The organism is Brevibacillus parabrevis, assembly GCF_022701015.1.
In the GTDB taxonomy this organism is placed as follows: domain Bacteria; phylum Bacillota; class Bacilli; order Brevibacillales; family Brevibacillaceae; genus Brevibacillus; species Brevibacillus parabrevis.
Genome location: NZ_CP064090.1, coordinates 2,905,189 through 2,917,590, shown reverse-complemented (window position 1 = coordinate 2,917,590; position 12,402 = coordinate 2,905,189). Strand labels below are relative to the sequence as shown.

Annotated in this window: 14 protein-coding genes; 2 read left to right on the top strand and 12 right to left on the bottom strand. The window is 41.7% G+C overall.

What is annotated here, in order from left to right:
• The first annotated feature begins 464 nt into the window (after positions 1-464).
• Positions 465-1,025, top strand: coding sequence for a VanW family protein (locus IRJ17_RS13910; protein ID WP_242775077.1), 561 nt, complete (start codon positions 465-467; stop codon positions 1,023-1,025).
• A gap of 584 nt (positions 1,026-1,609) precedes the next feature.
• Here IRJ17_RS13910 and IRJ17_RS13905 read toward each other — a convergent pair.
• The 12 genes from IRJ17_RS13905 to IRJ17_RS13860 all read right to left on the bottom strand — a co-directional run bounded on the left by IRJ17_RS13905 (position 1,610) and on the right by IRJ17_RS13860 (position 11,946).
• On the bottom strand, positions 1,610-2,254 hold the full coding sequence (locus IRJ17_RS13905; protein WP_242775075.1) for a hypothetical protein: 645 nt from the start codon (positions 2,252-2,254) through the stop codon (positions 1,610-1,612).
• Between the two features lie 687 nt (positions 2,255-2,941).
• On the bottom strand, positions 2,942-3,157 hold the full coding sequence (locus IRJ17_RS13900; RefSeq protein ID WP_122964847.1) for a WYL domain-containing protein: 216 nt from the start codon (positions 3,155-3,157) through the stop codon (positions 2,942-2,944).
• 126 nt (positions 3,158-3,283) lie between these two features.
• Positions 3,284-3,937, bottom strand: coding sequence for a glycosyltransferase (locus tag IRJ17_RS13895; RefSeq protein WP_242775072.1), 654 nt, complete (start codon positions 3,935-3,937; stop codon positions 3,284-3,286).
• 835 nt (positions 3,938-4,772) lie between these two features.
• On the bottom strand, positions 4,773-5,096 hold the full coding sequence (locus IRJ17_RS13890) for a hypothetical protein (RefSeq protein WP_242775069.1): 324 nt from the start codon (positions 5,094-5,096) through the stop codon (positions 4,773-4,775).
• A 339-nt stretch (positions 5,097-5,435) separates the two neighbouring features.
• The gene (locus IRJ17_RS13885) at positions 5,436-5,675 is read right to left on the bottom strand and encodes a hypothetical protein (protein WP_122964845.1); all 240 of its coding nucleotides are present in this window, start codon (positions 5,673-5,675) and stop codon (positions 5,436-5,438) included.
• A gap of 666 nt (positions 5,676-6,341) precedes the next feature.
• On the bottom strand, positions 6,342-6,923 hold the full coding sequence (locus IRJ17_RS13880; RefSeq protein ID WP_242775066.1) for a dienelactone hydrolase family protein: 582 nt from the start codon (positions 6,921-6,923) through the stop codon (positions 6,342-6,344).
• Between the two features lie 176 nt (positions 6,924-7,099).
• Positions 7,100-7,237, bottom strand: a complete 138-nt coding sequence (locus IRJ17_RS28295; RefSeq protein ID WP_423751968.1) for an IS3 family transposase — start codon at positions 7,235-7,237, stop codon at positions 7,100-7,102.
• 127 nt (positions 7,238-7,364) lie between these two features.
• Positions 7,365-7,595 (bottom strand): IS3 family transposase, encoded by a 231-nt coding sequence (locus IRJ17_RS28290; RefSeq protein WP_373926276.1) that lies wholly within the window; start codon positions 7,593-7,595, stop codon positions 7,365-7,367.
• A gap of 669 nt (positions 7,596-8,264) precedes the next feature.
• Positions 8,265-8,411 (bottom strand): terminase gpA endonuclease subunit, encoded by a 147-nt coding sequence (locus IRJ17_RS13875; protein ID WP_242775063.1) that lies wholly within the window; start codon positions 8,409-8,411, stop codon positions 8,265-8,267.
• Between the two features lie 631 nt (positions 8,412-9,042).
• The gene (locus IRJ17_RS13870) at positions 9,043-11,040 is read right to left on the bottom strand and encodes a hypothetical protein (protein ID WP_242775061.1); all 1,998 of its coding nucleotides are present in this window, start codon (positions 11,038-11,040) and stop codon (positions 9,043-9,045) included.
• Positions 11,028-11,576 (bottom strand): hypothetical protein, encoded by a 549-nt coding sequence (locus IRJ17_RS13865; protein ID WP_242775058.1) that lies wholly within the window; start codon positions 11,574-11,576, stop codon positions 11,028-11,030. Before IRJ17_RS13865 ends, IRJ17_RS13870 begins: the two co-directional genes overlap by 13 nt.
• A 10-nt stretch (positions 11,577-11,586) precedes the next feature.
• Entirely contained in the window at positions 11,587-11,946 is a 360-nt protein-coding gene (locus IRJ17_RS13860) for a hypothetical protein (protein WP_242775055.1), read from the bottom strand.
• Positions 11,947-12,051: 105 nt separating this feature from the next.
• On the opposite strand from IRJ17_RS13860, the gene IRJ17_RS13855 reads away from it, so the two are divergent.
• Positions 12,052-12,384: a transposase gene (locus IRJ17_RS13855; RefSeq protein ID WP_063227478.1), complete on the top strand. Its 333-nt coding sequence runs from the start codon at positions 12,052-12,054 to the stop codon at positions 12,382-12,384.
• Positions 12,385-12,402: the final 18 nt, after the last annotated feature.

The following is a 12,402-nucleotide window of genomic DNA, read 5'->3' as shown; positions in this document are numbered from 1 at the left end:
TTTTGCAAAAAGGCAGCTGGCGCTTCGGACTTTTCATTCTCGTTTCAAGCTCGGCTGCCTTTTGTTTGCTGTCCGGATAGTCCCATTTTAGTCAGTGATCGCCGCGCTCAAAATTTTGTATCGCAAGAAGCGCGAAATGGAAAACATCAGGAATCCATATTATGGTATAATTTTCGGTTGGCAGGAGCAGTCTGGGATTACTCCCGACCTTCGCAACTGTTCAAGTTGTCCGAAGCTCCATCGCACGCAAAAATCAAATTGGTAATGGGTGACCGCTCAATGATAAAACAGTTCGCAGTTAAAATGCCTTTGGTCTATAAACTCAGAATCCTTCAGCTTCGTTTAAAGAGAACGACTCGCAATCTGTTTGTGAATTTGCCAATAAGCGAATGGTTGATCGCTTCCCCCATGTAGTCAAACGACATCAATCGCTTTTAAGGAGAAAATTGGGTACATCCGATCCGATGTTACAGGAAAATAAAATTACCAATCTACGCATTGCCCTAAAATCCATGGACGGGATTGTTTTGAAGCCAGGTGAAACCTTTTCGTTTTGGCATTTAATCGGGAAACCGAAAGCGAGCAAAGGGTGTATTGACGGATTGTTGTTATCGCAAGGTGAAGTGAAGACAGGTATTGGGGGAGGATTATGCCAGTTAGCGAATTTGCTTTTTTGGCTTGCCTTGCATACACCGTTAGAAATCACGGAGAGACATCATCATAGTTTTGATCCGTTTCCAGACGAGAATAGGGTCTTGCCTTTTGGGAGTGGGGCAAGCGTATTTTTTAATTACGTGGATTTGCGTTTCTTTAATCCCACCAATGATCAATTTCAATTTCACGTTTGGCTAACCGACCAACATCTAAAAGGAATTGTCTTTTGTGAAAACGAGTTGCCCTTTTCCTACCATTTGGAAGAAAGAAATCATCAATTCCATCATATAGACGGAAGAATTTTAGAGAGAACGAAATACGGAGGAGAGTCATTGATAAACGAACTGGGAATCTTCTGCATGAAGAATTGATGATTCACAATTATTCTGAAGTCAAATATGAAATAACTCGGTAGGGGCATCAAGAACCTATCTAGATTTGCCGTAATGCAAAAGTTGTTGAATGGTCAACACCCGCTGTTCCGTTCTGCCAAAACATTTGCTATCTTGCCTGCCCTGTTTCCTGCCCCCTTGTTTGCGGTACGAATGTAAAAATTCTCTCGCCAAAATCTTTACCCGTTAGCTGACACTCGATTAGACGTTCAGCCACTTCAGGCTGTTCAATTTGGGATGTTTGGCACGACCGAAATCGTTGCGAGCCATAAGCCATAAAGGAAGGAAGTCCAGCTCGATTGTGCCTCTCTTACTTGCTCCTCTGGTGATTAGGGCAGTTATTGGCAAATGTCCTCATTACCTTTATTCATCTTCCTTGTCAAAAAAGCCGCTCGGTTGACCGACTCTTCCGCACTTTACTCAAGCTTTTCCAAGAAAAAACCCCAGATAAATCCTAAGGATCAGCCGCCAACGACTAATTTGTTTGGATCAACAAACGACATGACCGTTTTGTTGACCGCAAGCAGTCACATCCCGTTTGCTGAAAAAAGTATCGACGTTTTTCACAGAGAAAACCCTGCTCCTTGGATACTTGAAATATTACCCGCCGAATCCTCCGATACTAAATAAAGTGTCCAATATCCTGGCTCGGTAATAGTAAATCCATCCAAAAGCACCTGTTTCCGTTGATCGGCTGTTACATTCAATTGTCCAGATCGTACGATTCTCGGATCATTGGCCATAATCAAACTTTTATTAGGCATAACGTTAAAATCCGCGTCCCTAACGAACATATAGTAAATAGTCCCGGGCTCATCTGACCAAACCTCAAAATCTGCCGTGGTCGATGTGTGATTTCCAAGCATTGCATTCACGTTTGGAGCAATTGTATCATCGTGCGGTGTAACGATATGCAGTTCGCCTTGGGCAATATTGACATTATTCTTGTAAAAATGAAGCGTGATGTCATAGCTTGTATCCGCACGTAATGTTTTAATAGCACCAAATCCATAAGTCTCCCCGTAATTGAAGACCCTGTATTCCTGCCCATTTACATAAGCCACCATGTAATCGGCATAGTCGCTATCTGACCACCTCCATCTAAATTGGACTTGCTCCGCACTTAGTGCTGTCTGTTCGATTGTTACTGATAAGCTATTTCCAGGTCGCCCTGGACCTACACCGTGCGAGCGACTTTCATCGCACACGGCGTTCCATCAACAAATAAGAAGATAACGATTTACAACGGGCAGATTTAGGGTAAAGGGAGCAAGCTTATCTTGCAGCTAACTAAAGTTATCGTTTCAACCCGCGCGATTTGATGAATGGCGGGATAATTGAATCTCCCAGCCCCATGCCAGAAGATCAGTTAAACCAATGGATGATCATTTCAATTGCCATAACGACGGGCCCAATTCAGAAATTTTTTCATCATCACAATCTCCTCCTTAGTTTAGCGCTTAATAGCGCCTTCGCTAAGTAAGGACATCGGGAGAAAGATTTTAATAAACGACGAGAGGTAACCGGTAACAGGCATGAAGAAGCGTGAGCGGAAAATTTTTTCAAAATCGCAGCGCGAAACATCCTCAGCGGCGATGTTACACAGCTGGAACTAATCCACTTTCAGAGCATCACAAAAATGTCCAGCCGTTACATAGATAAGAAGTACATCACAGAGACGCTCCCGTAGTGGAACGACCAGGTCGAAATCCGAAAAAATATGAACCTTGCTGACGGGAAGTACCCCACTTAAAAGAGGCATTTTACCAGTTTCTTGTCTTTCTTCAGCTGAAGGACCCCTTCTCTTTGCTTCGGCAGAACAAATCGGATCGAGAACGGATTGTCTATCTGGAATGCCCTCTCAACACACCAACCCTTCCATATGTTACAAGAGATCAGACAGCATGGCGGTTCGCCACTGACTGTACCGCAAGGATGTTGTCGATTACAAAGACACGCGGCGCTTTTCTCGTGAGGCAGTACGCTTTTAGTCGGTCGTCTGAAATTTCGATGGGACGCAAAGTTCGCTGTGTAGTGCGGCCGTCACTGCCAAGGTAAATAATCCGGATGTACTGATGCTGTTGTATGGCTCTTTGCAGTTGCCTTTTCATGCTGTTCGCCTCCAGATAGGAACGTTTGTTTGTATTATATGCGAACATAATACGAACATGCAAATAAAAAAAGCTCCACACTTGTGGAGCTTTGCTGAAGCGTCGAACTGCCCTATAGCTACCCGTTTAAAATTTTTCAGGGAATTGTTTGACGATGCCTTCTGTCAAAATGTCCGCCAAATGAATCATATGGATCTCGTTTTTGTCCGTTGCTGCAATATCCGCTTTCCAATCTCCTTTGAGACAGTTCAGGACTATTTCCGTAATCAATTGAAGGTGCGCATAAAGCATATCTTGCAGCGTTTTAAACTGCCAGTTCGGATTCGCTGCACTTAAAAATTTCGAAATATCGTCAGCGTTTCTATGCCAATCCGCCTCCAGCTTTTTCACATCCGCCTGATTGCCCGCTTTGGCAGCCGCTACAATTTTCCCAGCGATCAAAATATGCTCTCGGAGAAGATCAGCCAGCTTATTTCCGGCGGCTTCCCCATAATAAGGCTTGATCAGATTCCCGATATCCTGCTGGTTCTGCAAAAGTCGGTCCAAAACGTCCTGCTGGTCTGGACGATTCGATATGGCACTGACAATGTAGCTTCTCGTCCATATTGTATGGTCGATCCAGACTTTCTGCATATCTGTCTTCAACTGCACCATTTTGGGACTGAGGCAAACTGAATCAGCTACCTTCCCCTCTTTAGCTTGCACGGATACTACTGCCTGCATCATGCTAAAAACGAGTGCCAAGGTCAACAGTAACGCAAGCAGTCGCTTGATTTTCATATTCATCTGCTCCTCTGTTCATAGGAAATAAGTCTTTTCAGGCTGTTTTATTATGGTTGAGATACCTGATTTTATACATTGCACTTGCCACTTTGAGGTTATTTAGGGTTGTTTTCAATGGTTGCCAAAAGATAGATGAAATGCTCATGGAGTTGTTCAAACAGGCAACAGCCCTCCCCGGTTATCCCCTGGACGGAGGGCTATGTTTTTTCTGTCATCCGGTCAGGCATCGTAAACATGAGCCAGGGCAACTCGCTCAGTCCGCCTGCTGGATCGTTGGTCAATCGCTTTTTCCAGGCGTTCGAGTTGTTCAGTAGTCTTTTGGCAGTCAAACACTGTCAATTGCCTTCAAGCCGGCTTCACGTTTCCAGCCCTCCAGCTTCAAGGCCGTAGACGTTTCTTTATCGATAAAATTGTCAGGCTTATCAACATCATACTTATCTGGCCTATCCGTCTCAATCAACTTGATCAAATTATGCGGGTACAGTAGGTCAAGCAGCGTCACCCGTCTTCCATATCTTCTGGAAAACGCTTCTGCTGAGTGATCCAAGTGACACAATTCTACTAGCACTTAGCGGAATCAATGCATAAGCTGTTGAAGCGTCATGTCCTGCTGCCATTACTGGCCCGTCTGGTGAGAATGTGACAGGTGCACTGTTACAGTCCGCGCCTGGATGAGTGAACAAGTAAATAAAATGATCCTGATCCAAGACTTTACTCGTATTTTGCACCCAACTTCCAAGTGATTCTAGAACAACCGTGTTCCTTCCCCCTTTCCAAAAGAAAAAGCCGCTCGGTTGAGCGACTTCGAAAGTAATGGCTATTAGAGTGCTGTCTAATCTGCAGTACCAGTATAGAAAGGCAAACCGATAGGCGAAAAAACATTGTGAGCTGCATCCTCAGCTGTTACATAAAGAGTGTAGTTGGTATTGCCAGGAGTCAATCCGCTTAGATGGACATTATTTGGGCTACTAAAACTCGCTGCGATATAACCGCTATCAACTGCAAGGTTCCCTTGTCCGTCAGTTCCTGCCTTAATCTGAGAGCTGTTCGGTGCGGAAGCATTGCTAGGAACTACAACAAAATAGAGGGTTCCATCCTCATTCACATTGAACTTCAGATCAGCATCCGTGGCTCCAATCCGATAATCGTGATTCACAAATGTGACCGTTGGTGGTGTCGTATCGCTATTCTCGCCTTATCCCTTTTCTATTTCTCGGTTTATAACGAGCCTACACCGTACAGGCGACTTTCATCGCACACGGCGTTCCATCAACGGATAACAAAGAAGATTTACAACGGGCCAATTAAGCGTAAATATTTACAGGATTTGAATGCAACATTTGAATCCACGTAGCAAGTGATAACAAAACAGCCGATTGGATAAATCGGGGAGCCACTCGACAATCAGCTTCATCAAGGAACAGTCAAAAGAAGTTTTCACTGGGTTCGAACCAGCGCCCCACATCTCTTACTTACTTTGTATAAAAAAAGACTTTTAATAAAAGTCTCGTGGATTTGAATCACATTCTATTTTTAAAGGCATAAACCAATTTCTCAGGAATTTTCGTGTATCTGAAACTGTTATCGGAACATCGCCTTTTTGAATATCGAGGTACAGGCTATAGCCTCCATCAGATTTAGACTCAATTGGAATCAAGTCAATAAATTCGTTAAAATCTTTTACTGCTTCGCTGGCGCTATCTATTTGTGGTTTGGTTACATCACTTACAATCATCAAAAATTGTCTCTTCAACAATACACCCCATTGTTTTTATTTTCATTATATCACAGTAATGAAAAGCAGGTGGGAAACGAACAGTTGGCGACTTATCGATCTTATCAGAAAATGGTGGCTAACCGCCGCCCTTTGTATTGAGGTTTTGGGTGGGTCATTTGTACCTCTGGTGGCACTTCACTATCCCTACGCAAGCTGAACCGATCTTTATGTGAACCTGGAAAACTTCGATCACAAAGATGTGGTTAGCGTTTCTTCTTTCCTAAACAAATTGCCGGATACAGATGTAGATTGGGACCAGCGGAAAGGAACGTTAGATACCGCAAGTGGTTTACAATTGGGAAATGATCGCTGACGCGTATCGCAGAGCGAATCGCGAAATGCCTGACCGCGATGAGTTCTACCAATACCATATTGTAAAAAACTGTAAAATCAAACATCCCTCAGCGGAACTCTGGTCTTCCCCCTGTCAAGTAGACAGTTTGAAACAAGCCCTCGTTTAGGTGTTCGTTGAAAATTAAGTTTTAGACTAAGCCTAATATATGAAACAGCGGCGACTTAAGACCTAATAATAAAGTCTTGAGTTCACCGCTGTTTTTATTGAACTATCGAACCCATTAGCGTAACTGGCTACCCGCATGAATGTGACTGTTCCTAAGCAAACGCTCAGTTATCCAAATGCTGGAGGAATTCGAGTACACGCTTCAACAGCAGCGTCGTTGCGTTGGCGTCATATGACGGCAAACTGCTATCTGCGAAGAAGTGCTGATTTCCTGGGTACAAAAAGAGTTCGGCATGATCGGCTGTAGCCACGAGCTCGCGTGCCGCCTCAATGTCGCCCTCATCAACGAAGTAGGGATCAGCGTCCATGCCGTGAATCTGCACCGGCAGTCCCGTCGGCCAGGGAAATTCGAACATCGAGGTCAGAACGCAAGAGTAAAACAACAATGCACCACGAGCACCTTCACGAGTCTGAGCGAGCTTCTGAGCCGCAACCACACCGAGCGAAAACCCCGCGTAGATGATCTCACGCGGAAACTCACTGGCCACACGTATACCTCGCTCTGTTATCTCTTCGAAGCCGATCTCATTGACATAGGCCATGCCATCCTCAATCATGGTAAACAAATGACCGTCGAAAAGGTCAGGAACATGAACAGTGTGACCTGCCCGTCTGAGCTCGTCGGCAAAATCATTAATACCCTTTGTTAGTCCCAATGAGTGGTGAAACAAAAGAATCTCTGCCATTTCTCTTCTCCTTCCAAGATCCAAAATTATGAAAATTTTGCCTCAATCGATTTCGCTTCCTTACTGTCGTTATCCTGCCGCTGCCCGTTAGCGTAATGGCTTAAGTTAGTCTAAAGCATTATTTTCTTAATCTACAACTAGATTTTCAAAGTCTAATACATTATTTTCAGTGAATACTAGGCAATTTGAGTTCGGTAAAGAACCGGGCTCAGATTGTTTAGCTGGACTTGAATACGCTCGTAATTATAGAAGCGTATGTATTGTTGTATTGCCTTCTTCCCCCCTTCTTCCTGAGTAAAAACATTTAAATACAAACATTCTGTTTTGAGGTGGCTGAAAAAGCTTTCGATACAAGCATTATCCAGGCTCTCTACGGCCAAAAAACTTCCGTTTCCTGCGAATACGCGATTGAATCCTCATCTCCTTCATCAGTCGATACACTCACTTGTGATTGAGTGGGATGCCATGTGATTGTCGGAACCAAGCTTTTATTCGTGGATATCCATAGATACCCTTGGATTTTTGGTAGCCATCGATAATCAACGACTTATCTGCTGTTCTTCCTTTATGTTTAGTTGTAAGATGTTCCTGGCATCGTAACCACTTGTAATAACCGCTTTTCGAAACATGAGCGATCTTGCAAAGGAGAGAAACAGGATGCCGTTTTGCCATCTCTGCAATGATCTGAAATTCTACCGTTTTCTCCCTTGCCTGCTTTCCCCCTTTCTGGCTTCTAAGAGCTTTTTTAAGAATTCTATTTCTGCCTCAAGTCGTTGTATCCTCTCTCCTGGGGGTAGCAGCTTTTCAAAAGTGCCATCTGTTTTTCTCGGTCTTCCCCTTCTATCTTCCAGTCCTTTTAACCCATTATCCCGGTATTTCCTTACCCCTCTTCGGAACATCCTCAAATCAAGCCATATGTTTCTTTAATCTCGTTATATGTAGCCCCTTGTTCAAATTTTTCTACTACATGGTGTTTGAATTCAAGGGAGTAGCTCTTTTTTATTTGGCCCATAAAAATTCCCCTCCAAGTTAAACAGTAAAGGGCTTTCTTATTAGTGTCTACTTAAAGGGGATAATATCATTTCGCCAGAGGGCATTCTTGTTTACAGGTACTGTTTGGAGCCAGTATTGCCTTCTGGCTCCGTAACCATGTAGGCGACAGAAGACAGGCGGTACTTCCATAATACCAAGGTCGCTGTTTTCACCAGGCGGCCTGTTCCAGACCACCCGAAACATGCACGTGACCTCCTACCAGTTGATTGCATCGATCTGTTCTTTTGTTTCAACCACTTCGATCTGAACTTTCAAGCCCCCATACTTGGCTTGGCAATTTGCTACTGCTTAATGTCCAGCCACCAGTACAACTTCGATTTCGAAACGGTCATCCTGCGTATAAACCGCAGCTGTGATTACCTTCACTTCAGCTGGCACATTGTAGGTATATGCTTCCCGCCGGGTCGCCAGCGTCTTTTCCGCTGTGATCGACATATTGGTCTAAAAGGAAAAACCGCCCATAGGCGGTCTAAGTTATGTTTCAAACTTTTTCGTTAAATCAGATGTAATTTTTAACCATTCATAAAAATCGAGCAGGGGCAGCCAATTGCGGAGCGTATGGGATGGTCAAGTGTGAAGATGTTGAATCGCTATTCGCACATTACACCGCACATGCAAAAGGAAACGATCGAAGCTTTCGGGGAAATGTTCTTTTCGGCACCAAATGGCACCAAGAAATCTTTAGTTGAATAAAGGGCACCATTTCGGCACCAATTTGCTATTGTTCGCACAAAAGGGGAACAAGCAGGGGCGCTACAAAAATAAGAAAAACCCTTGATTACCAAGGGCTTCAACGTTCGATATATGGTGATCCGGACTGGGTTCGAACCAGCGACCCCCACCCTGTCAAGATAATTTGGTGGTTTTCAGGGATTCGGGATTCCTTATCGAAAACCCAGTCGTATCAAGGGTTGAGACGCTTTTTTTGTTTTCTGTTCGAGGATGACGAAACAGAAAAAAATCAAAATTCTTGACCAGATTCTTGACCACAAACCATTTCCATTTAGAGCAGTTTGAAACATTAGGCCTGTTGCCGTATTGTTCTTATTATACACAAAAAATCTCATCAATCCCTATCTTCTTTTTCAGTACCTTCTTCTTCTTCCTCATCTTCAGTTCCATCTTGTTTGGTTACCTCGGTCTTCTGCTCTGCAATTCTTTCCTTCAACAATTTCTTATCTGAGGTCAAAGTTTCAGCAACATACTCCTCTAATTCAGAGGGAAATTTACCAAGACCTGTAGTTAGAATGATTTGAAAATCTGTAGCACCTTCTACTACCTTCAATATCTGCGAGAGGCACTTATTTAAGTTGTCTCGGTCTATCCCTAGGTTCTCTGGAGTATCGATAAGCAAAAATCTAGGGAAAGGCATTTCATCATTCGTGATAGCCATTTTTAGCAAGGAAAGAAAATAGATAAATCTTTTCGCTACATTTGAACTAGCTTGTCTATATACGCCACCATTAATCACAGGCATATAATCTTCGTCTATATAGGCAGTTATTACATCTTTGTCAGCCTCAATTAGTAACTCACGATATATTTCACTAAACTCGGCAACTTGCTTCTTAAGCAAAATGTTAACCCCAATCTCCATTTTTGCTAACTTTTGCTTAAGCTCTGAAAGTTGTTCTTTCGCATCTTGAAGGTTATTGTCCAACTCTTCATATTTCTCATAAAGAGTTTTCTTCTGTTCAATACTTTGAATAGATTCCTTTACCTCCAGAATCTTTTCATTTACTGCATTAAGCTCGCTATCGCTAGCGTTTAACTGTAGATCTTTTTCAACTTGACGTAGCTGAGTCATGATTTTTTCCTTTTGCAGATCAAAGCGAGCAAGCTCATCCTCAAAATAAGACAGTTCTTCTTTGCACGATCCTATGGCTGCCTCAATTGTTTCCACTGACTTTTGTTTCGATTTCAGAATATCTAGGTATTCCTCTGAATCATAAAAGAATTTCTCATATTGGGTTTCGTCAATCGGCGACCCGCAAATACAATGATTCTCCTGCCTCTGAATATCCCTTAAACAGCAAGGGCAAGTATTAGGAGAGAATAGGTTGAGTTCCTGATGAGCCAATATTATTTTTTTAATTTGAGTGGCTTCCAGTATGATGTCTTCTTTTAATTGCAACAGGTCACTCAATTCAAGTGAAGTATTTCTTTTATTCAGCTTTAATTCTGAATATCGAGTTTCTGCATGAACTAACTCATTTCTTAGTTGTCGTACGTGGTTGTTCAACTGTGAAGAATCATAACGCTTTTCTTTCAAACTTTCTCGATAAAAGTTCAATTTTTCAAGCTGATGATTATATTCACGTATCTGATTTGTTAACTCTTCTGGATTCATCTTATTTACTTGATATCCCATCTTACTGGTCATATCTAAGTAGCTGTCTAATGTAGCTTTATGCGTATCTTTTTCGCGTTCAATCCTGTTCAATTCGCCCATCATCGCATAATATTCAGAAAACTGATGCCCAATTAACAATTCAAAGATTACTTTTCTTACAGTAGTTGAGTCAGAAACAAAGTTGTTGTCATTTCGATGTTCTTTGTAAATTTTCGATACACTTGTTTCTTGATCATAATGGATTAATCGAAATAAGTCGGAAAAGTTGATTTTAAACTTTTTAGTTCCTTGATAGATTTCACAGACTTCAATTCCCAATTTGGATAGGATCCAGTCTGAAAAGGTTACATCTTCTTTATTTGTCCGATATATTGGAAAAGAATCCTCTGTACCATCTTCACCTTTGATAAATACTGTATTTTGTTGGGTTTGAAAGTATCTTGTAAGTTGATATAATTTGCTGTCAATAAGAATGTCTATCAATATATAGTTGTTCGTATCGCTTGATACTTCTTTATGAATTTCGGCCTTTTCCTTAAAATCAAACTGTCTAACATACATTCCGAGCCCATAACAAATAAAAGCGCTGAAAGTAGTTTTCCCAGCCCCATTACTTGCCTGAATAATCTGTAGTCCCATATCAAACTCAGGTGAAGAGTAATGGTATTTATCTCCCCAATAAGTAACCCTTCTAATCGCTAAACTTCCCATACTCTCACCCCTTTACTTGTATACAAGCTCTCAAGCAACTTCTTAACGGATAAAGATGTTAGATATTGAATCTCATTTTTTATCCTCAATGAGTTCTCCTTTTCAATTTTAAAAATCGATGCATGTAGGAACATTTTTGGAATTTTATCTTTGTTAATCCATATGTCAATACAACTTCTTCTATCATTCTTTTTTAAACCGATGATTTGATTATGTTCCAAGGCAAAAAAGATCGAGGTTAGAAGTTTTAACCTCAATCTGCTTTTAATGTAGGTATCACGTAAGATTTCTGTTTCTTCCTTAGAAGGCTGTCTTTGTAACAGATTGTACTTCACAACGATGTCCAATAATCCATTGTTGGATACAAATGGGATAATATAAGCGAGTTTCGTGTAATCGGTAAACTTCTTCTTTTCGCTTGTACACCCTAATGTGTTTAGGAAGACCAACACATTATATGTTATGAAATAGTAGTCTTCCTCTTTGTTAAACATAAGTCTTTTCTTGACATTAAGTTTCTGTTGTTTATCACTCATAAGGTTCACCCTAATCGAAGGCAAGGAAGCAGCTATCAAATAATTCCAAAACTGCATTCCTTAAAGTATCTTTACTCTTAAATGCGTACGAGTAGTCTTTAGATTTATCAGTCAGGTGTTGTTCGGCATGCGAAACCAATTCATCAATGATGGAATCGACTTTATCCGGCGGCAAATCTAGTTCTGCAAACTGATCCGCCAATTCAAATAGTTTTTCTTCACAAGCTTCAAAAATCCTGTAAAGATATGAACCACGGTCTCTGTGATCTACCTTTTGTAATTCCTTCTTTACAGCACCAATTTTTCTTGCAAAGAACCCTAACTTCTTTTTAGGGTAATTCGAACAAATTGATTCAATTTTTGCATCCAAGTTTCTTTTGTCTTCTGGTGGCTCCTCTTAAGCCCCTAAATTGGATTTGAGTCATTACTCCTTATCTTGTTAAGCTGATATCAGAAGAACAGAGGGGGATTTTATATGCAACGGAAACGGTATTCAATCGAATTCAAACAACAACTGATCCAAGAAGCCCAAGAAGCAGGAAATACGAGCCAGGTAGCCAGACGGCATGGAATAGACGTTAAAATGTTGTATCGTTGGATACGTGATTCCAAGCACGCAGATTGGCAAAACACTTCTGCCGAAGCCAAAGCTGTAACGAGTTATACACCAAGTCCAGGTGAGTTTCGTGAACTGGAAACAGAGAATGATAAACTGAAAAAATTACTTGGAGAAAAGGATTTGGAAATCGCGATCCTTCGTGATCTTGTAAAAAAGGTAAACCCAGCTTATCGGACAAAATGGAAATAGCCGACAAGTGGATACAGC